The following is a 26,168-nucleotide window of genomic DNA, read 5'->3' on the forward strand; positions in this document are numbered from 1 at the left end:
CCATTATGACTATCGACAACAGGATTGAACTCGTTCCTGAACCGGATGAACTGGTGTTCAAGGACCATATCCGCACCCCCATGTATGACGATGCGGCGCTGTTCGACGCCGAGATGGACCGCATCTTCAAAAAGACCTGGGTATGGGTCGCTCATGAGAGCGAAATTCCCGACAAGGGGTCGTTCAAGCTGTCCCAGGTGGGACGTGACCCGGTGATCGTGGTGCGTGACAGGAAAGGCAGGATCCACGTCATGATCAACCGTTGCCGCCACCGGGCAGCCACGGTGTGCGAGGTGAAACAGGGCAAGACCGCCTCGTTCCAGTGTCCCTACCACGGCTGGGGCTACGGTCTGGACGGCTCGCTGCGCGCGCTGCCCTATCCCGAGCAGTACGGCGATGACTTCGACAAGGCACAGCATGGTCTGCTCAAGCTGCGCACCGAATCCTACGCCGGAATGGTCTTTGCCACCTTCAACGAAGAGGTCGAGCCGCTGGTCGAGTTCCTCGGACCGGTAACGAAGTGGATCGATCTGTTCATGAAGCAGGGCGCCGGGTACCCGGTCAAGGCGATCGGCGAGCATCAGTTCAGTGTGCCGATGAACTGGAAGATCCAGCTCGAAAACACCACTGACGCCTATCACTTCCCGGTGGTGCACAAGTCATTCCTGCAGTCGCTGGACGATGAGACCGAGGAGGTCTTCTCGTTCCTCGAGCAGGGCAAGGGCTACGTCGAGGATCTCGGCAACGGTCACTCGGTCATGGTGATGATCCCCGAACTGGTGGATCTGGAAGACAACCTCGATGCACCGATCCCCGAACGCTTCCAGACACTGGCTCAGGAACTGCGTGACGAGGGGCATGACGATCAGCAGGTGCGACGCATTGTACGCGCCGTGGGGGGCGCCGGCTTCAACCTCAACCTGTTCCCCAACGTGTCGCTATCGCTGGCCTTTTTCCGCGTGCTGACGCCGGTGAACGTCGGTTGCACCGACGTTCGGCATATCGCCATCGGCATGGACGGTGGCCCTGATGCCGCCAACCGTGCGCGGCTGCGGCTGCACGAGCACTTCCAGGGCCCGATGGGCTTCGGCTCGCCTGATGATGCGGAGGTATGGGAGCGCATTCAGCGTGGTGTTCAGGGGGGCGCCGAGCTGCCCATTCTGATCAACCGTGGCCTTGAGGACGAGCAGCCCGGCGAGGCGGGACCGCGCGGACATATCAGTGCCGAGACCGGCATGCGTGCGGCGTACGACATGTGGAAAAGGATGATGCAGTCATGACCGATACCCGAAACGATTCCCTGCTGTGGAGCGCCCAGGCCTTTATCTGGGCCGAAGCGGACATGCTTGATCGCCGCGACTACGAGGCGTGGCTCGCCCTGTGGCGCGACGATGGCTTCTACACCCTGCCGATCGGCGACACCCAGGACTTCGATAACGCACTCAATCTGTGCCACGACGACGCCCACATGCGGCGCGAGCGCATCAAGCGCTTCCAGCAGGGCTTCTCGATTTCCTCGGCGCCGCCGGCGCGTACCATACGCACGCTGTCGCGCTTCGTGATCGAGGCAACCGAGGGCGATGACGTCAGGGTTCGCTGTGCGGAGCATCTGATCGAGGACAAGTTCGGCCGCCAGCGCATCTGGGCCGCGGACCTGACCTACACCCTCACTGTCACCCCGGACGGCTTCAAGATCCGTCACAAGGTGGCGCGCCTGCTCAACTCCGACGGGATGCTGAACTCGTTCAGCTATTTATTCTGATGACACTACCTGCTCCCGACAAGATTCATACCGCAGTGGTCACCGGCGGCGCGCGTGGCTTCGGCGCCGAGGCGGTGCGTGCCCTGCACCGTGCCGGCTTCCGGGTGGTGATCTCCGACATCGACCCCGAGCCGGCCGCGGCGCTGGCCAGCGAGCTGGACCTCTCCGGCGAGACCGCGATGACCGCGACCCTCGATGTAAACCGGCCCGAGGACTTCCAGGCCGTGCTCGACAAGTGCATCGAACGCTGGGGCTCGGTGGAGGTGCTGGTCAACAACGCCGCGCGTACGGCGGTGCAGGGGGTGCTGGAGATCGACCCCGCGGATTTCAACGCCGTGCTCGCGACCAACGCCGGCGGTACCTTCGCCGGCAGTCAGATCTTCGGGCGCCACTTCAAGGCTCAGGGCTACGGGCGCATCGTCAATCTGGCCTCGCTGGCGGGGCAGAACGGCGGCACCGCGACCGGCGCCCACTACGCCGCATCCAAGGGCGCCATCCTGACCCTGACCAAGATCTTCGCCCGTGACCTGGCACCCTTCGGCGTCACATGCAACGCCATCGCTCCCGGCCCGATGGACACCCCCATGGTGCGTTCGGTGCTGGGCAACAACCTTGAGCAGGCCCTTGCTAATATCCCGGTGGGCCAGCTCGGGGATCCCCACTTCGTTGCCGAACTGGTGGTACTGCTGGCAGGCCCCAACGCGGCCTTCGTCAACGGCGCCTGCTGGGACGTCAACGGTGGAATCTACATGAGGTGATGCCAATGGAGACCCCCAAAACGCGCCTGACGCTGACCATCGACGAGCGCATCGACGAGCCGGGCAACATCGCCAGGCTGCGGCTTCGCGCACCCGATGGCGCACCGCTGCCGCCATTCACTGCCGGTGCTCACCTGGACATACACATCCATGACGCCGAGGTCGATCTGTGGCGACAGTACTCGCTGTGCTCGGATCCGGCCGAGACGGGGTTCTACGAGATCGGCGTGCTGCGTGATCCCAACAGTCGTGGTGGTTCGGAAACCCTGCACCGGATCGTACGCACCGGCGGCACGCTTGAGGTCGAGGGACCGAGGAATCACTTCCCCCTGAATGAAGCGGCCCCTCAGAGCCTGTTGTTCGGAGGCGGCATCGGCGTGACACCGATGATAGCGATGGCCCGGCGGCTTCGTACGCTGGGACAGGACTTCACGCTGCACTACTGCACACGGTCGCAGGACGCCACCGCCTTCCGCGATGCGGTAGCGGATGCCGGACTCGCGGATGCCGTGGTCTACCACCACGACGATGACCCGGCGACCCGGCTTGATCTGGACGCCGTGCTGGCCGAGGCATGCGCCGGGGCCAACATCTATGTCTGTGGTCCGCAGGGGTTCATGGACTGGGTGATCGGCCGTGCGGGCGCTTGCGGCATCGATGATGACCGCATTCACAAGGAGTTCTTTTCCGCCGACGTCGATGTCTCGGGCGAGGCCTTCGAGGTGGTGGCCGAACGCTCCGGGCTCACGGTCAGCGTGGGCGCTGAAGATACCATCGCCAGGGCGCTGGCGCGTGCCGGAATCGCGGTCGAGGTGAAATGCGAGGAGGGCGTGTGCGGCACCTGCGTGACCGATGTCCTCGACGGCGAGATCGATCATCGCGATCACTTCCTCACCGGCGAGGAGCGCGAGGATGGTGACCAGATGTGTGTCTGCTGTTCGCGGGCCAAAGGCAATCGGCTCGTGCTCGATATCTGAACCCACAAAGGAATACAACAATGCCAACCGTTCACGTTTACATGATTGAGGGGCGAACCCCGGCCCAGAAGGAATCCATGATTCGTCAGGTGACCGATGCCGTTGCGAACTCCCTCGATGCGCCACCGGCCAACGTCCGCGTGATCATCAGCGATATTCCCAAGGGCGACTATGGCATCGGTGGCGAGACCGCCGAGCGCCTGGGCCGCTGAACCGCGTCTGACTACCTCAACGGAGGGTCGATCATGAGCTTCGATACGAGAGATTTCCGCAGCGCGCTGGGCAAGTTTGCCACCGGCGTGACAGTGATTACCGCGCGCGATGGCGACGACGACCATGGCGTTACCGCCAGCAGCTTCAACTCGGTGTCAATGGATCCCCCGCTGATCCTCTGGAGCATCGACAAGGGGGCCTACAGTCTGGATGCCTACCGCCACGCCGAGCACTTCGTGGTCAATGTGCTGGGTAACGAGCAGGTCGACATCTCCAACCGCTTCGCCCGGCGGGGCGAGGACAAGTTTGCCGGCATTGCCATCGACAAGGGGCTGGGGGATGTCGCCCGAGTCATCGGGGCTGCTGCCCATTTCGAATGCCGCACCTGGGCCGTCTACGAGGGCGGTGATCATCTGATCATCGTTGGCGAAGTGTTGCGTTATGCCTACCGCAATGAGGGCAGCGCCCTGGTCTTCCACAACGGCCGCTACGCCGTTCCCGAGCCGCACCCGCTGATGCTTGATGTCGGTGAGACGCCGGCGATGGATGGCCGGCTGGGCCGGCACCTGCTTTACCTGATGCGTCAGGCACTGGCCGCCTATCGTGGCGATTTCTACCCGCGGCTCGCAAGCCTTGGTGTCAATGACAACGAGTGGCGGGTGCTGACCCTGCTCGCCGACAGCGGGCCGCTGGCCGCCGACGTGCTGGCGCGACGCGTGACGCAACCGCTCGTGGAGCTCGAGGATACCCTTGCCGCGCTGAGTGAGCGCGGTCTGCTGAGCATGGATGCCGCCCGGGGCGTGTGTCTTACCGATGCCGGGCAGGCGCTGGCGCTGCGTCTTCTGACCATGGCCGACGACTATGAACGTCGTCTGTTTGAAAGTCTGGCGGAAAACGAAGCCGACGCGCTCAAGTCGGGGCTTGGACGCGTGATCGAGCGTCTCGGCGCCCCTTCGTGACCCCTCCATACGAGAGGTCACTGTGCAAGCAAGCCAATCAAGTCAAGGAGACCGACCATGTCGGACGTAACGAATGATGAAGTGAAGGCGCTGGTAGCACGTATCGAGATACTGGAGGCCGAGGCCGACATCCGCCGTTTGCAGGCGCGCTACATGTTCCTCTGTGATACCCCGATCCCCGAGTATGGGGTGACCAGTGATGCCGAACGCATCGATCGGATCATGGCGCTTTATACCGAGGATGCCGTCTGGGAAGGCGTCGGTGAATACTACGACGGCCAGTTCGGGCGTGCCGAGGGGGCGGCAGCGATTCGGCGGCACTTCGAAGGCTTCTGGAAAAAGGACGCGGACCCCATGCTGCTGCTCAACGTCCACTACCTGACCTCGGAGCAGATCCATGTCCGCGGCGACCTCGCCGAGGGGCAATGGGTTCACTGCCAGCCCTGGATCTTCTCCGACGGCAAGGCGCTGCTGCGCTCATCACGACTCAACAATGCGTTCCGCAGGGAGCCCGACGGGCAGTGGAAGATTACACGTACACGCACCGAGAACGTGTTCGTGGCGCCGCTCAAGGAAGGCTGGGCGACGGACTTTCCCAGCGAGTCGGTACTGCTCAAGCGCTGAGGAGGCGTTATGGCACACGATTTCGTGTACACGTCCCATCCGGCACGCATCATCTTCGGGCCTGGCAGTCAGGCCCGTATTGCCGATGAACTGCGCCACCTGGACTGTCGCCGGGCGCTGGTGCTGTCCACACCCACCCGCCGCAACGCGGCGCTGGAGCTTCACGACCAGCTCGGTGAGCTGGCCGTCGGAGTGTTCAGTGAGGCCGCCATGCATACGCCGGTAGCCGTGACCGAGCGCGCCATGGCGGCGTTCGCGCAGGTCGATGCCGACTGCGTCGTGGCGCTGGGCGGGGGGTCGACCGTGGGGCTGGCCAAGGCGATTGCTCACCGCAATGACGCTCCCCAGGTCGTGGTGGCGACCACCTACGCCGGTTCCGAGGTCACACCCATTCTGGGGCAGACCGAGAACGGCCTGAAGACCACGATCAAGGGGCCCGGCATCCTGCCCGAGGTGGTGATTTATGACGCCGAACTTACCGTTGATCTGCCGCCGGCGATCAGCGTCACCAGCGGCCTGAACGCCATGGCGCATGCGGTGGAGGGGCTCTATGCGCGCGATCGTAACCCGCTGACCGGGCTGATGGCCGTAGAGGGGCTCGACAGCCTGAAGCGGGCACTGCCGGCCATCGTCGCCCGGCCGCACGATCTGGAGGCGCGCAGCGACGCGCTTTACGGTGCCTGGCTGTGCGGCAGTGTGCTGGGCAGTGTCGGCATGTCGCTGCACCACAAGCTGTGCCACACCCTGGGCGGCAGTTTTGATCTGCCTCACGCCGAAACCCACGCCATCCTGCTGCCGCACACCGCGGCCTATAACGCTCGGGCAGCGGCCGATGTTCTGGCGCCGGCCGCGCGGCTGTTCGGTGGCGAGCTGGGTGGCGGACTTTACGACTTCGCCGCCGGCCTGGGCGCGCCGCTCGCCCTTGAGACGCTTGGGTTGCGTGAGGCCGACCTGGACCGAGCGACCGAGCTGGCGGTCATGAACCCCTACTGGAACCCGCGTCCGATCGAGCGCCATGCCATCCGCGAGCTGCTGGGTCGCGCCTGGCGTGGCGAGCGCCCGGCGTAAGGGTGCAATCGCGTGTCGAGGCTCGGGTGACCGGGCTGACAAGGAGAAGTGAGTATGTCCCGGATCGACTATTTCACCGAAGCCAACTCCGTCGAGGCGGTCAATGCGCGCATGGGCGAGGATACCGACCCGCGGCTGCGTGAGGTCATGGCGTCGCTGGTGCGTCATCTGCACGGCTTCATCAAGGAGGTCGGGCTGACGCAGGAGGAATGGGAGGTCGCGATCGACTTCCTGACCCGTACCGGCCAGCTGTGTGACAACGAGCGGCAGGAGTTCATCCTGCTCTCCGATACCCTTGGTGTGTCCATGCTGGTGGATGCGCTCGCGCATCGCCGTCCGGCGGGGGCCACCGAGAACACCGTATTCGGCCCCTTCCACGTGGACGGGGCGCCGGAACTGCCCATGGGCAGCTGTATTTCGCTCGATGGCAAGGGCGAGTCGTGTCGCTACTCGGGAAGGGTGCTTGATCTCGAGGGCCGGCCCATCGCGGGGGCGCGGATCGATGTCTGGTCGGACAACAGCGACGGCTTCTATGACGTACAGCAGCCCGGCCGGCAGCCGACGTGGAACAACCGGGGTGTGTTCGTCACCGGTCCCGATGGCCGCTATGACTTCGTCGGCATCAAGCCGGTCTCCTATCCGATCCCCGACGACGGCCCTGTCGGCAACATGTTGACCCGGCTCGGGCGTCATCCCTGGCGGCCGGCCCATATGCATTTCCTGCTTACCCACCCGGACTACGAACGTATCGTCACCCACCTCTTCGTGGCCGGCGACGACTACCTGGCCTCGGACGCCGTGTTCGGGGTCAAGGCCTCGTTGATCGTGGCGTACCGTAGGGCGAATCAGAGCGATACCGAGTGGGAAGCGACAGCCGACTTCGTGATGATTGCGCAGCCGCCTCATTGATGGACGCCGGGATCCGGAGCGCCTCGAGTGGATGGGCTCAACGCATCTGGACGGCTATTCCCGGTGGGCGGGCGATACCTTGCCTTCCACACCGGTCATGACTGCAAACAAGGAGAATCATGATGCGTGACCATGAACTATTGATCGGTGGCGAGCGTGTGCCGGGCGATGAGGGGTACTTCGACGTGACCGATCCGGCCAGCGGTAGCGCCTTTGCCCGGTGCCCGGCGGGTTCGCCGGCACAGCTGGATCGCGCGGTCGACGCCGCCCGGTCCGCCTTCGGCGAATGGCAGGGCGCCAGCCATGCGCAGCGCTGCGAGGCGCTGACTCGGGTGGCCGATGACATCGAACGTGAGGCCGATGAACTGGCACGGTTGATCGTGCGGGAGCAGGGCAAGCCGCTGACGCTTGCCCATGCTGAAATCGCCGGGGGGGTGGCCTGGACACGCTATGCGGCGAGTCAGGAAATCCCGGTGGAGACGATCGAGCAGACGCCGGCCCAGCAGATCGAGTTGCACCATCGGCCGGTGGGCGTGGTGGCCTCGATCACGCCCTGGAACTGGCCCTTCATGATCGCGGTGTGGCACATCATGCCGGCGCTGCGTGCGGGCAACTGTGTGGTCAGCAAGCCTTCCAGTCTGACGCCGCTGAGCACGATTCGTCTGGTCGAGATCATTGCCCGCCATGTGCCTCGGGGCGTGATCAACGTGGTCACGGGGGAGCGGGGCCTGGGCAGCGCCATTACCGGGCACCCGGGGATCGACAAGATCGTGTTCACCGGCTCTACCGAGACCGGCCAGAGCGTCATGCGGGCCTCGGCGGGTAACCTTAAGCGCCTCACTCTGGAACTGGGGGGCAATGATGCCGCCATTGTGCTGCCGGATACGCCGATTGCGGCAGTGGCCGAGGCGATCTTCCAGGCGGCCTTTCTCAACATGGGCCAGACCTGCTCGGCACTGAAACGGCTCTATGTGCATGAGTCCCAGTATCGGGAGCTCGGCGAGGCAATGGCTGACATCGCACGGCGTCAGGTGGTGGGCGCTGGACTGGAGGAGGGCGTGACCTTCGGTCCGGTGCAGAATGCTGACCAGCTCGCGCTGGTGAGTGAGCTGGTCGATGATGCCCGTGCACAGGGCGCCGAGGTGCTGTGTGGTGGCGAGCGCCTGGCGCGGGACGGCTTCTTCTATCCGCCGACCATCGTCATGGGGGTCAGCGATGGCCAGAGGCTGGTGGACGAGGAGCAGTTCGGCCCGGTGCTGCCGCTGATTGCCTATACCGATGTCGAGGATGCCCTGCGCCGTGCCAATGCATCATCAATGGGGTTGGGTGGTTCGGTCTGGGGGGCTGATGAGGTTCGCGCCCGGGCCATCGCCAACCGTCTGGAAAGTGGTGTGGCGTGGGTCAACTGTCACGCCCGGATTCAGCCCGACACTCCCTTTGGTGGCTGCAAGATGTCCGGCTTCGGGGTCGAGTTCGGGATGCAGGGGCTGCTTGAGTTCACCACGCCACAGCTGCGCTTTACGTGCCCGCTGCCGTCCCCGGCAGCGAGCTGACCGACGCATCATGTCAGCACGGATGGCTGATTCAGGGCTGTTGCGTCAGCCATCCGCCTTCTCTGATCGGAAGCGCGCCGGGCACCGCCCGGTTCGCACAAGGGCCGGGCTGCCGCGGCTGAGGTGCCGCCGGGGTTGTTGGCGTCAACCAAGCTTGATATCTTCCGTCCCGTTACCGGCCTGACTCAGCAGCCGGTGTGCCGATGACCTGCGCGAAAAGTACAGCGAGGCGTTGATGAGTGCTGCGGCTGGCGCGCTTCGATGAGCGAAGTGGTCCACGCCCCGGGGTGTTTTTTCATCAGCCACTTCTGCTTCTCGGCGAGCTATCACATGCAGTTCGTCGAGTCCTCTCCTGACACCTGCCAACGGGGCTGATATCAGTGCCTGACGCGAAGGCATGCAGCACCGAGGCGGTTTTCACGGGTCAGGCGATACAGCAAAACCCTTTAATGACTTTATCGCCCTGGAGCGCACTTATATGGTCGACAAGGACGAGTTGGCTTCCTCCTTCTTTCCGCTCTCCGATGAATATCGCGCCCATGATTTTCCGCTCTACTGGGTTGCGCGTCTGAATGCAAAGTACAGTGCCGAGGTAGATGCTCTGCTCAAGCCCGAGGGGTTGAGTTCGTCCAGGTGGCGGGTGCTGGTCATCCTTCATGAGCAGGGCCGCCTGAGCATGTCCGATATTTCCACCCACGTCGTGGCCAAGCTCTCTACGGTGACCAGAATCGTCTACAAGATGCAGGAGGCAGGCCTGCTCGAAACCGCGCCCTCTCCGCAGGATCGCCGGGTCACCGAGGTGGTGCTTACTGCTGAAGGTGAAGCCAAGCTGGCGGTGGCCAGAACGCTCACCGCCCGGGTGGTGGAAAAGGCGTTCGATGGTCTGAGCAAGGCGGAGATCGTTCACGTCAACCAGTGCCTGAGCAAGATGTTCCGTAACCTCAACGCGCCCTGACGCTTGCCTGCGGGCTCGCTCGGCCGGTACCTGCCGTTCGGGATAATGCCCGCTTTCGATCCGCGCCTGACCTTGCCTCATGATTGCAACGATCATAAGGCGTGAGGCCGCTGCTGGAGACGCCCCCCTGGCGTCACTGCCTGAATCACTGGTGCGGCCCCTGCTGGTGCATCCTCTTCCCGCTGTTCCATGCCACCGGGCATGCCGGTGAGGAGGGCATGGTGCATCGACGGGAGAGCGCCACGTGATCCTGGTGGGCAGGGAAAGGAAAGTTCCTGGCAGGAGAGAACAAGAACGCCCCCTCCGGTAGATGTAGGTTGGTTCAATATACTGTGATGCCGTGATCAGTATCCGACAATAACAAAATCGACCCTGTCTTACGGAGGTCATTGACCATGCCCGATATAACAAAAGCAGCTCACGCGATACCTGACTCCCCCCCCGCCGCCCGGCCAGTCATCGGTTTCAAGACCATGATTGCAATCTGTGTGGGGACCGTAGTGGTACAGGGGGTCATGGCGTCCGGGCTGCTGGGGTTCGGCATTGGAGGCCTGAGCTTCCTGGCCGCCATGCTGGTGGCGTTCCTGCTGGCCATCTGCAACGCCATGTCGTTTTCAGAGCTCTCGCTGATGTATCCACAGGCCGGTACGCTGGCCACCTATACCCAGAAGGCCATCGGACATTTCCCGGCCATCGTGTCGGTGTTCGCAGGCTACATCGTGGTGGCCGTCTTCGCGATTCCGGCCGAGTTTCTGCTGGTTGATGCCCTGCTTCAGGCCCTGTTCCCCGGGATACTTCCCACGCACGTGGTGCCGCTTCTGATACTGGTAGCGATTGCCATATTCAATATCCTGGGTACCGATGTCTTCGCCCGGCTTCAGAACGTATTCACCTTTTCCATGATCGCCGTCATCCTGCTGGTCGGCGTGACAGCACTGACTCAGCCGCTGACACCGGCCGCAGCCAGCAGTGCGGCGGGCATCGACTGGGGGCTGGGCGGCATCGCCGACGGCAGTTTCTTCGGGCTGGTAGCACTTGCCATGTGGATGTTCGTTGGCTGCGAGTTCGTCTGCCCGATGATCAGCGATATCCGTCAGCCGGAAAAACGTATTCCACGGGCCATGTTCCTGTCGCTGGGCATTATCTTCGTGCTCTTTATCCTGTTCTGTCTTGGCGGGGGGCGGTATCTTTCCGATGAGACCCTGACCACGTCGCCGCTGCCTTATCTTGATCTGGTCGATGCGGTCTTCGGCAAGACCGGGTTGATCATCGCGACCGTAATGGGCATGACCGCCACCTGCAGTACGGTCAACACGGTTCTGGCCGCCGTACCGCGCATGCTTTCGGGCATGGCCGACAATGGCCAGGCCTTTGCCATCATGGGCAAAATGCATTCGCGCTATAACACCCCCTGGGTCGGCATCCTGTTTCTGGCAGCCGTCTCGACGGTGACCTTTCTGCTGGTCAACCCACAGCAGATCATTGCGCTGGTCATCGCCGCGGCGACCAGCTGGCTGATGGCCTACATCGTGGCGCATATCGATGTGATCGTACTGCGTCGGCGCCACCCCGAGCATCGTCGCCCGTACCGTACGCCGTTCTATCCGCTGCCGCAGGTGCTGGGAATCATCGGCATGACCTATGTGATCTTCCATGCCTCACCCTCGCCGGACATGACCGCCACGATCTATAGCCTCCTGGGTGGGGTACTGGGTGTCGTCAGTCTGATTGCGATCATCTGGGTCAAGTTCAAGATGAAAAAGGGCCTGTTCGAGGCAGACCTGAGCGACTAGTGCATGCAGGCTGATCCACAGGGCACCTCGATATGAGGTGCCCTGTGCGTTTCAGGCTCGGCCTCAGCGTCATGGCAATCGCCGAGAGGGCGTGTTGCACTCCCGGTGCCCCGTGCTGTCATCGGGGGGCTCGAATCATGCCTCAGTAGCCGGAACAGGATGCGCTGGGAAGGCATGGCCATTGGTGGGGCTGCTGGAAGGTTATTCCTTTGGATCGAGCTGCTGCACTTCATCGAGCAGGCTCATCAGCGTCCGGTATTTCTCCGGGCCGAGGTGCTGCTGGATGCGTTGATACTGGCGCATCATCTCGCCTTTCATGCTGTCGAACAGCGCATTGCCTTCGGGCGTCAGCGTGACACACAGCCGCCGCTGGTCGGTTTCAGGCTTCCAGCGGCTGACCAGGCCGCTCTGCTCCAGTCGCAGGAGCACCCCGGTCAGGCTCGGGCGCAGAATGCAGGCGCGCTCGGCGAGCTGATAGCTTTCAAGGGTCTGATTGTCGGACTGCCACAGGATGCGAATGACGCGCCACTGCTGTTCGGTGACGTTGTTGCGGTTGAGATGTGGCCTGAAAAAATCCATGGCGGATTCACGCGCCTGAAGCAGGGCAAGGGTCAGGGAGGGAGTGGGGCGCGCCATGTTATGCCTTGTCTGGAAGTCGCTGGAGGAATCGTATCCTGACGGTTGCGGGCGGGGCTGTCGAGGCCTGGTACCTGTTCAGCCGCCGCGATGTTCGAGTCAGTAGACCGAGGACGTTGACGGGGCGGCGCTGTCGTTGCCCTTGAACTCGCCGGCCCGTGCTGTCAGTGCGCCCATCAGCAGGCTGGTATCCACGCCCACGGCCACGAAGGTGGCGCCAAGCTCGAGATAGCGTCGGGCCAGTGCCTTGTCTGCCGACAGGATCCCGGCGGCCTTGCCGGCCGTTTGAATTCGGGTGAGGCCCTCTTCGATGGCCGATTGCACGGCCTTGTGGCCCGGGTTACCGCGATGACCGAGTGAGGCGCTTAAATCCGCCGGGCCGATGAAAACCCCATCGACCCCGTCGACGCCGGCAATCTCATCGAGGTTTTCAAGCCCCTGGCGGGTTTCGATCTGCACCAGCAGGCAGATCTGGTCATCGGCGTGGGCGAGGTAATCCGGAATCGAGTTCCAGCGCGAAGCGCGAGCCAGGGCGCTACCGACGCCGCGAATGCCGTCTGGAGGATAGCGAGTGGCGCGGACCAGCTCGCGGGCCTGTTCGGCGGTATCGACCATCGGGACCAGCAGGGTCTGCACGCCAAGGTCCAGATACTGTTTGATCGTTGCGGCGTCGCCTGCTGGGGGCCGGGCGACCGGTTGCGCCGGATAGGGTGCCATGGCCTGAAGTTGTTCGAGGATGGTACGCAGGTCGTTCGGGGCGTGTTCGCCATCGATCAGAAGCCAGTCGAAGCCGGCATTGGCGGCAAGCTCGGCGCAGTAGCCGTTGGCGAGTCCGAGCCAGAGGCCGATCTGGGCTTCCCTGCGGCCAAGGGCCTGCTTGAAGGTATTGATGGGCATGTCCATAAGGCGTTCCTCGTGCGTTATCGTGTGGAAATACGGCGTTGATCCGGGCGAACGTGTGACCGGTGTATATACCCTCGACGGGGCTGCCGCCGTCGACGGGGTATGAAGATTGATTCGTCAGCGTGTCGATGCCCCGGCGAGGCCATGGAGCGCCGCGCCTGTCGGTGGTTAAGATAGAGGCTTGTCGAGCGATAGCCCCGCGCGAACCCAGGAGTAATGTCATGGCGCTGGAGCCCATTCCCAACATCACGATCGGTCAGGAGTATGACCAGCGGTACGCCGATGCCACCGTGCATTACGACGCACTGGGCCGCATGGCGGAGTTCTATGGGCGTAATATGCCGGTGCATCATCATGACCGCTTCTTTCAGGTTCACTACGTCAAGCGTGGCATGGTGCGGGTCTATCTGGACGAGCGGCAGTTTCACCAGCAGGGCCCGATGTTCTTTCTGACCCCACCGACCGTGCCGCACTCCTTCACGACCGAGGAGGGCAGTGATGGTCACGTGCTGACCGTGCGTCAGCAGCTGGTGTGGTCGCTGCTCGATGAGCTGCCCGAGCTGGGCGATGCCTCGGCGGTAGCACCTGTGTGCGTGGCGACCGGCCGGGTGAGCGACGAGGCGCGGCTTGACGTCAACCGCATCGAACGGCTGTTCGACGAGCTGCATCTTGAGTTCGAGGCCGACCGACCCGGGCGAGAGGGCGCGCTGACAGCGCTTACCCGGCTGATCTTCGTGAGCCTGTTTCGGCTCTCGGCCAATTCGCTGCCGGCACAGAGTGTACGGCACGACGAGCTGTCGCTGTTTCACCGCTTCAATCTGGAGATCGAGGCTCGCTACACCGCCCACTGGACGCTGTCGGAGTATGCCCATGCGCTGAATGTGACCGAGGCCCGGCTCAACAGCGTCTGCCGCCGCATCGCCGGGGTGCCCAGCAAGCGTGTGGTGCACGACCGCGTGATGCAGGAAGCGCGGCGGCTTCTGACCTTTACCCGCATGAGTGTCAATGAGATCGGTTACCGGCTCGGGTTTCAGGACCCGGGCTATTTCTGTCGATTCTTTGCACGGCATGCAGCCACCACCCCCTCGGGTTACCGTCGCGATCAGCCGGGCCACCGGTAACCGGCCTGTCGTTCAGTCGAACGTCAGCGATACGCTGCCGAACGCGCCATAGTCGGCATCGATTCGGCTGCCCGAGGGGCATTCGATCGGACCGATGAACGAGCCTGACAGGATGATCTGACCGGCCTCGATGCGCTGGCCGTACGTCGCCATCCGCCGCGCCAGCCACACAAGGCCGGTGACCGGGTCATCCAGGACCCCGGCGCCAAGCCCCGTCGCGACCACGTCGCCATTGTGCTTGACGATCGAGCCGACCCAGCGCAGATCGAGCGCGCCTGGATCGTGGCGTTCGGCACCCAGCACGATGCCGGCATTGGCGGCGTTATCGGACACGGTATCGACGATCACGCGGGCCTGGCCGGTCTCCTCGTCCTTTCGCACGATGCGGGTATCGAGGATTTCGAGGGCCGGCGTCACGTACTCGGTCGCGGCCAATACTTCCTCGCGCGTCACGTCACCTTCAAGCGGTGCCCTCATGACAAAGGCGATCTCCGCTTCAACGCGGGGCGCGATGAAATGGCCCCTGGGAATGACGGCGCCGGTGTCATGGCGCATGTAATCATAGAGTACGCCGCTGTCGGGCGTGGTGATGCCGAGGGCGTCCTGCATGACCTTGGAGGTCAGCCCGATCTTCCAGCCGAGAATGGCGTGATCCCGCGTCTTGCGCGTCATCTGGGCGGTCTGGATCGCGTAGGCATCGTCCAGCGTCATGTTCGGGTAGCGTCGGGACAGCAGTCCGATCTGCTCGCGGGTGGCTTCTGCGGTCAGCAGTGCCTCGGCCGCCTCGGCAACCTGGGTGTCACTCAGTGCCATGTCGTTCGTCCTCCACGCCATTGACCAGCCTGCCGATACCGTCGGCCTCGACCTCGATCACATCCCCCGGCTTGAGCCAGATCGGCGGATCGAAGCGGGCACCGGCGCCTGTGGGTGTGCCGCACACGATCACGTCGCCCGGCACCAGAGTGGTGAAGGTCGATACGTAATTCACGATATAACGAAAATCGAACATCATCCGTGAGGTGCGATCATTCTGGCGCACTTCACCGTTGACGCGGGTCGTCAGTTCGATGTCATCGAGTTGCTCCGCGCGCCTGAACGGCACGAGCCACGGGCCGATGGCACCGGTGGCGTCGAAGTTCTTGCCCTGGGTGACGTTGAACTTGGCGTGGCGAACCCAGTCGCGAATGGTGCCCTCGTTGCACAGCGTCAGCGCCGCGATGTGCTCATAGGCCTTCTCGCGCGCAATCCGGCGGCCGCCCTTGCCAATCACGATGGTGACCTCGCCTTCGTAGTCGAGCTGCTCGCTTTCCGGCGGGCGCACCAGGTTCTCGTTGTGGCCGACGAAGCTTCCGGGGAAGCGAATGAATAGCGATGGCTTGCTCGGCGCTGCCTGACCGTCCTTGTATTCTTCGTTGCGCGACGGGAAATTGACGCCGACACAGATCATCTTCTCGGGATTGGCGACCGGGATCAGAAAGGTGACGTCATCTTCACGGTAACTCGGGCTGCGGCCATCGGCAGCGCTCAGCAGTTCGTCGATGGCACCGGCCTCGATGACTTCCTTGAGGCCCTTGAAGCGGGGGCCGAATTCCGGTGTCAGATCGACAATACCCGCGTCGGTAACGACGCCGTAGCGATCAGCGCCATTGGCACGAAAGGCCGCGAGGCGCGGGGGAAGGGCATTATTCATGGCGTGTCTCCTGATGGCCCGAGCGTGCTCGGGCCCTTTGAATCATGGGGCGACGATGGGCGTGGCGTTGAGCTGGGAATCCACCGGTTCGAGGTTTTCGAACTCGGAGCCGTGCTCGAACCAGGAGCGCGGTGCCGGAGCGCCCCAGAGCGTCTGACGCTGAGGGTCTTTCAGATCCCACTTGATCGCTTCCAGATCCGGGTCGACGGTCTGGTAATCCGAGCAATAGATCTCGATGCGGTGACCGTCCGGGTCGAGGATGTAGAGGAAGAAGGCGTTGGAGATGCCGTGGCGGCCCGGGCCGCGCTCGATGTTGTCGACGTAACCGGTGGTGGCCATCAGGTCACACAGATCGATGATGTTGAGCGGCGTCGGGACCCAGAACGCGGTGTGGTGCAGCCGCGGGCCACGGCCATTGGTGAAGGCCATGTCATGCACGCCGCCCTTGCGGTGCGTCCATGCTGCCCATAGCTTGCCGCTTTCTTCATCCTCGGTGTACTCGGTCACGCGAAAGCCGATCTGGTTGTAAAAGTCGACAGACGTGTCCACGTTCGGAGAAAACAGATTGAAGTGATCGATGCGCAGCGGTTTGACACCCTTGTAGAGCGCGTACTGCTGATGAATGGGCGAGAGCCGGTCCATCTTGAAGTACAGCTCGATCGGTACATCAAAGCAGTCGGTGGTGCGTAGTGTGCGGCCCTGGTAGGGGCGTTCGACCCACTCGACCGGGTGGCCCCTGTCCTTGAACCAGTCATGGGCCTTGTCGAGTTCCTGCTCATCAAAGACCTTGAGCGAGAGCGATTTCACCACCGCGCGGTCGCTTTTTTCAAGCACGATGCAGTGGTGACCGCGCTCTTCCATCGCGCGCAGGTAGATGCGGCTGTCGTCCTCATCGGTGACCTGAAGGCCCAGGGTATCAACGTAGAAGTGACGGCTCCGGGCCAGATCGCTGACGCCGAACACGACGTGGCTCAGGCGAATGATGTTGAATGCAGGGTAAAGATTCGGTGTTGGAATAGGCATGAAGAGACTCCTTTTTTCGGCTCACGGATGTTTGAAAGGCGAGGCGGTCATGCGGCCTCGCGACAATGGCATCATCCGAGTTTCGGCACCTGATGGGCCTTGCGTGGGAAGGAGACGTTGACGGTCTCCATGTAGAAATCGAACGACCAGTCACCGCCATCGCGGCCAATGCCTGATGCCTTGACGCCGCCGAACGGCGACTCCAGGTGACGGACGTTTTCGGAGTTGACCCAGATCATGCCCGCTTCCAGCTCGTCGGTCAGACGCATGGCGCGGTCGAGATCGTTGGTCCAGAGGTACGCGGCAAGGCCATACTGCGTGTCATTGGCCAGACGCAGTGCCTCGTCTTCATCCTTGAATGAAATGGCAGTAAGAACCGGGCCGAAGATCTCTTCCTGGGCGACCGTCATGTCATTGGTAGCGTTGGTAAAGAGCGTCGGACGGATGAAACAGCCTTCCTGGCCAACCTTCTCGCCACCGGCGGCGATGGTGGCCCCCTCTTCACGCGCCTTGTCGAAGTACGACAGCACCTTTTCTTCGTGCTCGGGGTGAATCAGCGGCCCAACCACGGTCTCCGGGTCCAGCGGATGACCGACCTTCACGCCGTTGGCGACCTCCGCCACGCGCCGCGTGACTTCTTCGTAGATGCTTTCCTGCACCAGCAGGCGCGAGGAGGACGTGCAGCGCTCACCATTGAGGGAGTAGATCATGAAGGTGGCGGCGTTGACGGCGCGGTCGATATCGGCGTCGTCGAACACGATGACCGGATTCTTGCCGCCGAGTTCGAAGTGAAAGCGCTTCAGCGTTGGCGCGGCCTGAGCCATGATCAGCTGGCCGGTGCGGCTTTCACCGACGAAGGCGATGGCCTTGATGCCGGGGTGCTCGGTCAGCGCCTTGCCGGCGTCTTCACCCATCCCGTTGACCAGGTTCAACACCCCTTTCGGGAGGCCGGCGTCCTCGGCGATCTCGACCAGAAGCTTGGCGGTCATCGGCGAGAATTCGGCCGGTTTGTGCACCACGGTGCAGCCCGAGGCCAGCGCCGGGGCGATCTTCCAGGTCGAGAGCATGAACGGCGTGTTCCATGGCGTGATGACCCCGACCGGGCCCAGCGGACGTTTGGAGGTCACGTTCATCTGCGTATCGTTTCGAAGCGACAGTCCATCCTCGGCCTGTGGGGCGCGGTCGGCGAAGAAGCGGAAGTTGGCGGCGCCTCGAATGGCGGCCTTCGACATGAAGCGCAGCGACTGGCCGGTGTCCATGCATTCGGTAAAGGCGATTTCTTCGGCGCGGGCCTCGATCGCTTCGGCCACCTTGATCAGGATCGCGCGGCGCTCCTTGCCCGGGGTTCTGCTCCAGGTCTTGAATGCCTGCTCCGCGGCCCTGACGGCACGGTCGATGTCGCTGGCGCCACCGTGAGCGACGTCGGCCAGCGCGGTGAGGTCGATTGGCGACAGCGTTTCAAATGTCTTGCCGGAGTCGGCCGGTACCGACTCGCCGTTGATATGGTTCAAAACGCCCTGATCGCGAAAGCGCTTCATGTAGCCCTGTGCGCGGGCGATGTTGTCGTCCAGTTGGCTCATCGAGAATTCTCCAGAGGAAGTAGTGGCTCACTGCTTGGACAGTCGGGAGTGGATCGGTGTGTCCTTCCAGCTCAGCGCGGCATCGATCTCGCGGATCTCGAGCGAAAGGGCGAAGTGCGGAGTGGAAAGCGGCGTGGCAAGCACGCTCTGCACGGCGGCGAACAGTCGGTCACCGGCGGCCTTGAGGTCGGCCTGGGTCCGGCCGCTGCCCACACTCAGGGTCATGGCCAGAAAGTCATTGTCCGGGTGGTCGTCGGCCACGATGCAGTGCTCGGCGGCAAAGGCGCGGATGCGAATGCCGGCGAGCGGAAAGAGGTCGCAGCCCGTCATCACCCGATGGGCGGCGAGGCAAACCTCGCGCACGTCAACGCGCTGTTCGAGGTGAGGTGAATATTCGATATGCAAGTGGGGCACGTCGTTCTCCTTTGATGCCTGCAGCAGATGTGGCCGACCGCAGTACGTCTTGGTCGTTAATATATTAATGAGTTTATGGGGCTGCTGTGTCAAGGGGGTGTTTCTACTCATTTCGATCTACATGAAATGCGTTGGCCAGGAGCAGGCCATACCCTTCCTTCATGGCCGAAGGAGCGCCCTTGTGCCCTCCAGAGAGCATGGGCGTCCCCGAGTCATTCATAGATTAACGAGCGGAGAGGAGGCGTGGTGGCCGGGCCGACCAAGGTAGGGCGTGTATTTATGAAAAGTACAATCATGAGGATGTAAAACACATCCTCATCGTGACAGGGGGTGTTCAGCATGAACCGTATAAGGGCTGCGGATGCGGCGTGTTACCGGGGGTGCGCTCACTGAGGTGCCGCCATGCATGCCGTCCGGAGCCAACAGGTTCAATGAGGAGAAGACCATGCAATTTCACCATTATGGCTACGTGTCCGGTGATCCCCGTGTTCAGCCGGCATCCGGCGAAGGGCTGGATCGCCCCGAGGTTTTGCCCGATGACGTCGATGTTCTGATCGTCGGTACCGGCCCTGCCGGCATGATCATGGCGGCGCAGCTGGCTCAGTTCCCCCACATTCGTACCCGTATCATCGAGCGCCGGGCGGGCCGGCTCGAAATCGGCCATGCCGATGGCATTCAGGCCCGAAGCGTTGAAACCTTCCAGGCGTTCGGCTTCGCCGACCGGATCACGGCCGAGGCGTATCGCATTACTGAAATGGCATTCTGGAAACCGGATCCGAAACAGCCCGAGCACATCATTCGCACGGCACGTACCCCGGATGACCCGGAGGGCATCAGTGAGTTTCCGCATCTGATCGTCAACCAGGCGCGTGTGCTCGATTATCTGGCTGAATCCGCCGCCAACGGGCCGGCCCGCATCCGCCCGGATTTTGGTATCGAGTTCAAGGGACTTGAGGTCGAGGAGCAGGGCGATTACCCGGTCAGGGTCTCGCTCAGGCATGTGGCCGGGCCGGATGAAGGTCGGGAACGTACGGTACGGGCCAAATATGTGGTCGGCTGTGACGGGGCGCGAAGCGGCGTGCGAAGCGCCATCGGGTGCACCCTTGCCGGCGATCAGGCCAACCATGCCTGGGGTGTGATGGACGTACTGGCGCGCACCGACTTCCCGGATATCCGTACCAAATGTGCCATTCAGTCCCATTCCGGCGGCAGCATTCTGTTGATCCCGCGTGAGGGGGGGCATCTGTTTCGAATGTACGTCGATCTTGGCGAAGTGCCGGCCGATGGCAGCAGTGCCGTGCGCAACACGCCGATCGAGCAGATCATCGCCAGGGCCAACGAGATTCTCACGCCCTACACACTTGATGTGCGAAACGTGGCCTGGCACAGCGTCTATGAGGTCGGTCATCGACTGACGGACCGCTTCGATGACGTTGATAATCCGGACTCCGGGCAGCTGCCACGAGTATTCATCACCGGCGATGCCTGTCATACCCACAGCGCCAAGGCCGGCCAAGGCATGAACGTCTCGATGCAGGATGGCTTCAATCTGGGATGGAAGCTGGCCTACGTGCTGTCCGGTTGCAGCCCGGCGAGTCTGCTTTCGACCTACTCCGCCGAGCGTCAGGTGGTTGCCAAAAACCTGATCGATTTCGACAGGCAGTGGTCGACGATGATGGCCAGGCGCCCGGAGGAGTTCGAGGATCCCAGCGAGCTGGAAGAGTTCTACACCCGCACCATCGAGTTTCCGGCCGGTTTCATGACCGAGTATGCGCCGTCGCTGATCACCCATGCAGACGATCATCAGGCGCTCGCGACCGGCTTTCCCATCGGCAAGCGCTTCAAGTCGGCAAGGGTCTCGCGGGTCTGTGACGGTAATCCGCTGCAGCTCGGGCATCAGGCCCGAGCCGATGGGCGCTGGCGTCTTTACGTGTTCGCCGATGCCGCCACCGCCGAGGCCGACTCGACCACCCGGCGGCTGGCCGAATGGTTGACCCATGCGAGCGACTCACCGCTCAAGGCGGTGCTGTCGGGTGGCGCGTGGGTTGACTGGTTTGACGTCAAGGTGATCTATCAGCAGCGGCACGAGGATATCGCGATCGGCGAAGTACCGAGCGTGTTCACGCCCGAGGTCGGCCCGTTCCAGCTGGTGGACCTTGAAAACGTCTACGGCGTGACGCCCGACGAGGATATCTTCGATGTGCGTGGCATCGACCGCGCCGGTGCGCTGGTCGTGGTCCGCCCGGATCAGTACGTGGCCAATGTTCTTCCCCTGACCGCCATTGACGAGCTGGCGGCCTTTTTCAATCCCATCCTGACGCGCTAGCCATCTGTCCTCTGGTACACCGTATCGGTCGGCTCCTGGCGAGGTTCCACCGGGAGCCGGCATAAGCAGCCAGGGGCTTTCTTCTTCATTGTTTATTGTGTGTGTGCCCCGCCATGGCTGCGCTGGTGGCGGGGCCGTTGCCATGGCATTCGGTCGTTCATTCAGGGGATTCTTATTCTAAAGACTTAATTATTAATTTGTTAATGAAATGCTAGTGTGCTTGTGACGTGGTCTACATAAAAAGGAAAAAGCCATGGGAATGTTGACAAGAACCCTGCTGGGTACCTGCCTGTCACTGGGCGCTTTACTGGCCGTATTCAGTTCGTCGGCGCAGGCTGCCACGACCCTTCGTATCGCGCACTTTCTGCCTTCCGTATCCAATATCCAGAAAAACGTACTGGAGCCGTGGTGTGCGGAGTTGCAGACGCGTTCCGAAGACGAGCTTCGCTGTCAGATTTACCCATCGATGCAGCTGGGAGGGACACCGGCTCAGCTGGCGGACATGGCACGTAATGGCGTGGTGGATATTGCCTGGACCGCGCTGGGGTATTCCGCCGGACGGTTTCCGCGAAGCGAGACGCTGGAGCTGCCGTTCATGCTGCCGGCCGGCGGGGTGACCGCCAACAGGATCATCTGGGAGTTCACTCAGCGTTACGCCCAGGACGATTTCAAGGAGTACAAGGTGCTGGCGGTACATACCGATGGTGGCACCGCGTTTCATACCCGTAATACACCCATTCGTGGTGCCGGTGACATGAAGGGGCTGCGAATGCGGGCATCTACCCGTATGGCATCACAGGTGATCGATGCGCTGGGGGGCGCACCGGTCAGCATGCCACCGGCACAGATCGCCGATACCCTGTCAAAAGGCGTCATCGATGGTGCTGCACTCAGTTGGGAAGTGGTATTGCCTGCCAAGCTGGACGAAGTGACACGGTTTCATAGCGACACGCGAGCCGATCAGACCTCGCCCACGATCACGGTGCTGGCGCTTCTCATGAACAAGCGTCGATATGACCGGCTGCCTGACGAACAGAAACAGGTGCTGGACGCGTTGAGTGGCGCGGCCCTGTCTCAGCGCGCTGGCGTGGCCTGGGACAAGGCCATCGCCGAGGCCCGGCAGACCGTGGCCAGCGATCCGACCCAGACACTTGTTACCCTGGATGATGCGGCTCATGACGCCATGCGCCAGGCGACACAGCCGATTGTCGATCGGTGGGCGAATTCGACAGAAGGCGGAATCGATCGCCCCGCCCTGATTACCGGCTTGCAGGGCATTGTTGCTGAACAGGCCCCGGAGTTGAAGTGACCCCAGGGCCACATTCGTTTCATGTCGGTTAACAAGGGAAGGCTGTCATGCATGCACTATTGCGACGGAGCGCCATCGGTCTGGCGCTGATGGGTGGTGGACTGCTGCTGTGTGCCATCGGGTTGTCGCTGGTCTCGCTGGTGGGCAGGAAGCTGTGGGCCATGCCGGTGCCGGGCGATATCGAAGTGCTGCAGATGCTGGTGGCCGTGGCGGTGGCGTGCTTTCTGCCACTGTGCGAGATCAATGATCACCACATTCGTGTCGATATCCTGGCGTCCCTGTTTCCTTCATGCATCAATCGCGGATTAATGGTGTTTTCGCACCTGATGCTGGGCGTCGTCAGTATGGTGCTGCTGTGGCGTACGGCACTGATGATGCTCGACAGCCATGCCTATGCCTCTCAAAGCACCCTGCTGGGCGTGCCCCTGTGGATACCTCAGGCGGCCATGTTGCCAGGCCTTGCCCTGATGGGGCTATGCGCGCTGTCTCAGGCGGCCCGTTATCTGACACGAACCCTGCCTGAGCTGGAGGAAACAGCATGATGAGCGGTCTCGATATAGGCGGTCTGGCGCTGGGTATCCTGTTGCTATTGCTCGGCCTTCGCCTGCACGTCGGCGTGGGCATGCTGGTGGCCGGCATGGTGTGCTATCTCCTGGTCAATGAAGGTGATACCTCGGCGCTGCTGTTTACCATCAATAATCTGGTGTATACGCGGTTTTCGAGTTACGACCTCGCGGTCATCCCCCTGTTTGTGCTCATGGGGCAGTTTGCCATTCATGGCGGGCTGTCCCGGGCGCTGTTTCGTGCCAGTGCGACCTGGATCGGCCACTGGCGTGGCGGGCTGGCCATGTCGGCGGCCGGGGCCTGCGCCGGTTTCGGGGCTATCTGTGGCTCCTCTCTGGCCACCGCCACGACCATGAGCCAGGTAGCGCTGCCCGAGCTTGAGCGGCATCACTACGGAAAGCGGCTGGCTACAGGCACGGTGGCTGCCGCGGGCACGCTGGGCATACTGATCCCGCCATCGGTGCCCCTGATCGTATATGCGGTGCTGACCCAGGTGTCGATTGCCAAACTGTTCATGGCCGCCATCCTGCCAGGCCTTGTCGCTGTGCTGGGGTATTTTGTCGTGATTCGTATCATGGCGATGAAAACCATGCGCGATGTCGAGCGTGCCCCGAAGCATTCCTGGGCCGAGCGCCTGACCAGCCTGCGCGAAATTGCTCCGGTACTGCTTATCTTCGGCGTCGTCATTTTCGGGTTGTATGGTGGCTGGGCCAACCTGACCGAGGCGGCTTCCATCGGTGCGGCAGCCTGCGGTGTCTATGCGGCATGGCGCGGAGGAATGCGGGGCGACGGGCTTTACAGGAGCCTGCTGGGCACTGCGGAAGCCACGGCGATGATTTACCTGGTCGTGATCGGGGCTGATTTGCTCAACAGTGGCCTGGCCCTGAGTCAGTTACCCTTCGAGCTGGCAGACTGGGCCAGCGGCAGCGGCCTGGCACCGTTGACGGTGCTGCTGCTGATCCTTTTGATCTATCTGGTGCTGGGCTGTGTCATGGACTCCCTGTCCATGATCCTGCTGACCATTCCCATTTTCTTTCCGATCATCATGCAGCTCGATCTGTTCGGTCTGACCGGGCCGGAAAAAGCGATCTGGTTCGGGATCGTGGCCTTGATGGTGGTGGAGATCGGTCTGATTACGCCACCGATGGGAATGAACCTGTTCATTGTGCAGAAATACAGCCGCAACACCTCACTCGGCACGGTCAGCCGAGGCATCGTGCCGTTTCTGGGAGCGGATATGGTGCGTATCGCGGTGGTGGTATTCGTGCCGGCACTGTCACTGGCATGGCTTGGGTAGCAGCTGAATGAGTACCTGATGCGTGAGGGTTAATGAAGAAAACCGCAAATGCGCCGTTGCTTTCAGCGTTGGATGCGTCGTTGCGGTCATCGAAGATCCACCTTTCCCGGACACGTCTGGAGTGTGCATTGTGGCAACTTGAGGCAGGTTTTTGTCAGGAGCAGACAAGAGTCGCGCAGCCAGTCTCGCTAGCCTGTCAAACGGGGATGTGCCTTTGACGCTTGAGGCCACTCGCACCAGAAGCACTACAACGATAAGTATCGCAGCGACACTCCCCTCAACAAAAAGCATTGCCACTTCCATGCATTGCAACAACAAAGGGAATACTGCTTCATGACTATTTCACGCTACCGCCCCGTGCTGCCTGCGCTCGCTGCAGGCACGGTCATTTCGCTTGCCTTGTCCGGAAATGCCTCGGCACTCGAGATTTACGACACCGCCAGGACCAAAATCAATCTGAACGTCTCCGGGGTGGCCGGGGCCTTTCACAGCCAGAAGGGCTATTCCCAGACCTCGACCGCCGAAGCGGGAGGTCGCGACTGGCAGGAAGGGTTCATCAAGTACGGCATTGATCTCACGCATGCGTTGTCGCCCACGGCCGGGTCGCTCTATGCCAACGTGGCCTGGACCTCCAGTGGCACCTGGGGACAGGGAGATGCCGCTGGATTTACCACTGGCGATGAGCGCCGGACCCATCTCGAGGATCTGGCCGTTGGCTGGAAATCCGGCAACCTGATTCCGGCGCTTGGTCCTGATGGCCTTGATGTGTCGGTAGGGCGCCAGCGCATTCAGGTCGGCGATGGGTTTCTGATCTCCGGAGATTCGCTCAATTTCGGCGACGGGATACTTGACGGTGATCTGGACCGGGGCGGTGCATACTATCTGGCCGCGCGGCAGTCGTTCGAGCGAACCGCCGTGGTCAGACTCGGTGGCGATGCAGGCTGGCGGGGGGATCTGATGTGGATCCAGTCGGGTAACCCGGGCCAGGCCAAGCCTGAAATGGCGGTGGGCACGCTCGAGCATGTGACCGATGAGGCCACCCTCGGGGCGACCTACCTCAAGGTGCTCACGACCGACAGCGACTACGCCTTCCTCTATCCTGACCGCGATGATACCCGGGTCTACAGCGTCTATGGCCACGGCAATGCCGGTGTCGACAACCTGTTTCTGTCCGGACAGTACGCCTTCCAGGAAAAGGGCAATGGTGATAACGAAAACGCGTGGTATCTGGAGACGGGCTGGACCTTCAGCGATATGGCCTGGTCACCCTATGTGAGCTATCGCTTCAGCCGATTCTCGGAGGGCTACGATCCGTTGTTCTACGGCAATGGCCGGGCACTCGGTACCTGGTTCCAGGGCGAGGTGGCGGCCAACTACGCCGGCCCGTTCGCGACCAATGCGCGTGTGCATCAGGTCACGCTGTCGGTCACCCCGACCGAACGGCTCAGCCTTGGAATGCTTGCATACCGGTTCGACACCCTCGATGCCAATCAGGGTCCCAACTTCGATGGCAACGAAATCGACCTCTATGGTACCTGGGCGATCAACGATCACTGGTGGGTGTCGCCGCTGGTGGGCCGCTTTGATCCGGATAAATCGGCCTCGAATGGTGGTTCCCAGCTGGGCGACAGTGACGTGAACTACTACACCCAGCTGCTGGTCGGGTTCAACTTCTAGACTCCGGCAGAAAAAGTCATGTGTCTGGCAGCCTCAGGCAAGCTGTCAGATGCATGG

The 26,168-nt window shown here is 62.2% G+C and carries 26 protein-coding genes; 18 read left to right on the forward strand and 8 right to left on the reverse strand.

Annotated elements, in window-relative coordinates:
* The first annotated feature begins 5 nt into the window (after positions 1-5).
* The 10 genes from NAT21_RS10435 (at position 6) to NAT21_RS10480 (ending at position 8,823) form a co-directional block, all read left to right on the forward strand.
* Positions 6-1,280: an aromatic ring-hydroxylating oxygenase subunit alpha gene (locus NAT21_RS10435; RefSeq protein ID WP_250938211.1), complete on the forward strand. Its 1,275-nt coding sequence runs from the start codon at positions 6-8 to the stop codon at positions 1,278-1,280.
* Entirely contained in the window at positions 1,277-1,762 is a 486-nt protein-coding gene (locus tag NAT21_RS10440) for an aromatic-ring-hydroxylating dioxygenase subunit beta (protein WP_250938212.1), read from the forward strand. Before NAT21_RS10435 ends, NAT21_RS10440 begins: the two co-directional genes overlap by 4 nt.
* The gene (locus NAT21_RS10445) at positions 1,762-2,520 is read left to right on the forward strand and encodes an SDR family NAD(P)-dependent oxidoreductase (RefSeq protein ID WP_250938213.1); all 759 of its coding nucleotides are present in this window, start codon (positions 1,762-1,764) and stop codon (positions 2,518-2,520) included. Before NAT21_RS10440 ends, NAT21_RS10445 begins: the two co-directional genes overlap by 1 nt.
* Before the next feature lie 5 nt (positions 2,521-2,525).
* Positions 2,526-3,497: a PDR/VanB family oxidoreductase gene (locus tag NAT21_RS10450; RefSeq protein WP_250938215.1), complete on the forward strand. Its 972-nt coding sequence runs from the start codon at positions 2,526-2,528 to the stop codon at positions 3,495-3,497.
* 20 nt (positions 3,498-3,517) lie between these two features.
* Positions 3,518-3,709 carry a 2-hydroxymuconate tautomerase gene (thmT, locus tag NAT21_RS10455; RefSeq protein ID WP_250938216.1) on the forward strand — a complete coding sequence of 64 codons (192 nt, stop codon included), beginning with the start codon at positions 3,518-3,520 and terminating at the stop codon, positions 3,707-3,709.
* A 33-nt stretch (positions 3,710-3,742) separates the two neighbouring features.
* A complete protein-coding gene (locus NAT21_RS10460; protein WP_250938218.1) occupies positions 3,743-4,669 on the forward strand; it encodes a flavin reductase in 927 nt (308 codons plus the stop codon).
* Between the two features lie 57 nt (positions 4,670-4,726).
* Positions 4,727-5,293, forward strand: coding sequence for a nuclear transport factor 2 family protein (locus NAT21_RS10465; RefSeq protein WP_250938219.1), 567 nt, complete (start codon positions 4,727-4,729; stop codon positions 5,291-5,293).
* A gap of 24 nt (positions 5,294-5,317) precedes the next feature.
* Positions 5,318-6,361: a maleylacetate reductase gene (locus tag NAT21_RS10470; RefSeq protein ID WP_250938220.1), complete on the forward strand. Its 1,044-nt coding sequence runs from the start codon at positions 5,318-5,320 to the stop codon at positions 6,359-6,361.
* Between the two features lie 54 nt (positions 6,362-6,415).
* The gene (locus NAT21_RS10475) at positions 6,416-7,270 is read left to right on the forward strand and encodes an intradiol ring-cleavage dioxygenase (protein ID WP_250938221.1); all 855 of its coding nucleotides are present in this window, start codon (positions 6,416-6,418) and stop codon (positions 7,268-7,270) included.
* A 119-nt stretch (positions 7,271-7,389) separates the two neighbouring features.
* On the forward strand, positions 7,390-8,823 hold the full coding sequence (locus NAT21_RS10480) for an aldehyde dehydrogenase family protein (protein ID WP_250938222.1): 1,434 nt from the start codon (positions 7,390-7,392) through the stop codon (positions 8,821-8,823).
* Between the two features lie 144 nt (positions 8,824-8,967).
* Here the strand turns inward: NAT21_RS10480 and NAT21_RS10485 are convergent, their stop codons facing one another.
* Positions 8,968-9,222, reverse strand: a complete 255-nt coding sequence (locus tag NAT21_RS10485; RefSeq protein WP_250938223.1) for a hypothetical protein — start codon at positions 9,220-9,222, stop codon at positions 8,968-8,970.
* Positions 9,223-9,301: 79 nt separating this feature from the next.
* Between NAT21_RS10485 and NAT21_RS10490 the strand changes: the two genes are divergently transcribed.
* Positions 9,302-9,778 (forward strand): MarR family winged helix-turn-helix transcriptional regulator, encoded by a 477-nt coding sequence (locus NAT21_RS10490; RefSeq protein WP_250938224.1) that lies wholly within the window; start codon positions 9,302-9,304, stop codon positions 9,776-9,778.
* A 395-nt stretch (positions 9,779-10,173) separates the two neighbouring features.
* A complete protein-coding gene (locus tag NAT21_RS10495; protein WP_250938225.1) occupies positions 10,174-11,571 on the forward strand; it encodes an APC family permease in 1,398 nt (465 codons plus the stop codon).
* 201 nt (positions 11,572-11,772) lie between these two features.
* Here NAT21_RS10495 and hpaR read toward each other — a convergent pair whose 3' ends face one another.
* Positions 11,773-12,207 carry a homoprotocatechuate degradation operon regulator HpaR gene (gene hpaR / locus NAT21_RS10500; protein WP_250938226.1) on the reverse strand — a complete coding sequence of 145 codons (435 nt, stop codon included), beginning with the start codon at positions 12,205-12,207 and terminating at the stop codon, positions 11,773-11,775.
* Between the two features lie 99 nt (positions 12,208-12,306).
* Positions 12,307-13,110 carry a 4-hydroxy-2-oxoheptanedioate aldolase gene (gene hpaI / locus NAT21_RS10505; protein ID WP_250938227.1) on the reverse strand — a complete coding sequence of 268 codons (804 nt, stop codon included), beginning with the start codon at positions 13,108-13,110 and terminating at the stop codon, positions 12,307-12,309.
* A 221-nt stretch (positions 13,111-13,331) separates the two neighbouring features.
* Between hpaI and hpaA the strand changes: the two genes are divergently transcribed.
* Positions 13,332-14,231, forward strand: a complete 900-nt coding sequence (hpaA, locus tag NAT21_RS10510) for a 4-hydroxyphenylacetate catabolism regulatory protein HpaA (RefSeq protein ID WP_250938228.1) — start codon at positions 13,332-13,334, stop codon at positions 14,229-14,231.
* A gap of 12 nt (positions 14,232-14,243) precedes the next feature.
* Here the strand turns inward: hpaA and NAT21_RS10515 are convergent, their stop codons facing one another.
* The 5 genes from NAT21_RS10515 to NAT21_RS10535 all read right to left on the reverse strand — a co-directional run bounded on the left by NAT21_RS10515 (position 14,244) and on the right by NAT21_RS10535 (position 18,938).
* Entirely contained in the window at positions 14,244-15,065 is an 822-nt protein-coding gene (locus NAT21_RS10515; RefSeq protein ID WP_250938230.1) for an FAA hydrolase family protein, read from the reverse strand.
* Positions 15,031-15,921: a fumarylacetoacetate hydrolase family protein gene (locus NAT21_RS10520; protein ID WP_250938232.1), complete on the reverse strand. Its 891-nt coding sequence runs from the start codon at positions 15,919-15,921 to the stop codon at positions 15,031-15,033. The genes NAT21_RS10515 and NAT21_RS10520 overlap by 35 nt, the downstream gene beginning before the upstream one ends.
* Positions 15,922-15,963: 42 nt before the next feature.
* Positions 15,964-16,944: a 3,4-dihydroxyphenylacetate 2,3-dioxygenase gene (gene hpaD / locus NAT21_RS10525; RefSeq protein ID WP_250938234.1), complete on the reverse strand. Its 981-nt coding sequence runs from the start codon at positions 16,942-16,944 to the stop codon at positions 15,964-15,966.
* 71 nt (positions 16,945-17,015) lie between these two features.
* A complete protein-coding gene (gene hpaE, locus NAT21_RS10530; protein WP_250938236.1) occupies positions 17,016-18,524 on the reverse strand; it encodes a 5-carboxymethyl-2-hydroxymuconate semialdehyde dehydrogenase in 1,509 nt (502 codons plus the stop codon).
* 27 nt (positions 18,525-18,551) lie between these two features.
* Positions 18,552-18,938 (reverse strand): 5-carboxymethyl-2-hydroxymuconate Delta-isomerase, encoded by a 387-nt coding sequence (locus NAT21_RS10535; protein ID WP_250938238.1) that lies wholly within the window; start codon positions 18,936-18,938, stop codon positions 18,552-18,554.
* Between the two features lie 445 nt (positions 18,939-19,383).
* Between NAT21_RS10535 and NAT21_RS10540 the strand changes: the two genes are divergently transcribed.
* The 5 genes from NAT21_RS10540 to NAT21_RS10560 all read left to right on the forward strand — a co-directional run bounded on the left by NAT21_RS10540 (position 19,384) and on the right by NAT21_RS10560 (position 26,111).
* Positions 19,384-21,264 carry an FAD-binding monooxygenase gene (locus NAT21_RS10540; RefSeq protein WP_250938240.1) on the forward strand — a complete coding sequence of 627 codons (1,881 nt, stop codon included), beginning with the start codon at positions 19,384-19,386 and terminating at the stop codon, positions 21,262-21,264.
* A 253-nt stretch (positions 21,265-21,517) separates the two neighbouring features.
* Positions 21,518-22,573 carry a TRAP transporter substrate-binding protein gene (locus tag NAT21_RS10545; RefSeq protein WP_250938242.1) on the forward strand — a complete coding sequence of 352 codons (1,056 nt, stop codon included), beginning with the start codon at positions 21,518-21,520 and terminating at the stop codon, positions 22,571-22,573.
* A 47-nt stretch (positions 22,574-22,620) separates the two neighbouring features.
* On the forward strand, positions 22,621-23,115 hold the full coding sequence (locus NAT21_RS10550) for a TRAP transporter small permease (RefSeq protein ID WP_250938244.1): 495 nt from the start codon (positions 22,621-22,623) through the stop codon (positions 23,113-23,115).
* On the forward strand, positions 23,112-24,434 hold the full coding sequence (locus NAT21_RS10555; protein ID WP_250938246.1) for a TRAP transporter large permease: 1,323 nt from the start codon (positions 23,112-23,114) through the stop codon (positions 24,432-24,434). The genes NAT21_RS10550 and NAT21_RS10555 overlap by 4 nt, the downstream gene beginning before the upstream one ends.
* A gap of 333 nt (positions 24,435-24,767) precedes the next feature.
* Positions 24,768-26,111 (forward strand): alginate export family protein, encoded by a 1,344-nt coding sequence (locus NAT21_RS10560; RefSeq protein ID WP_250938248.1) that lies wholly within the window; start codon positions 24,768-24,770, stop codon positions 26,109-26,111.
* Positions 26,112-26,168: the final 57 nt, after the last annotated feature.

The sequence above is a fragment of the Larsenimonas rhizosphaerae genome (assembly GCF_023700005.1).
Taxonomy (GTDB): Bacteria; Pseudomonadota; Gammaproteobacteria; order Pseudomonadales; family Halomonadaceae; genus Larsenimonas; species Larsenimonas rhizosphaerae.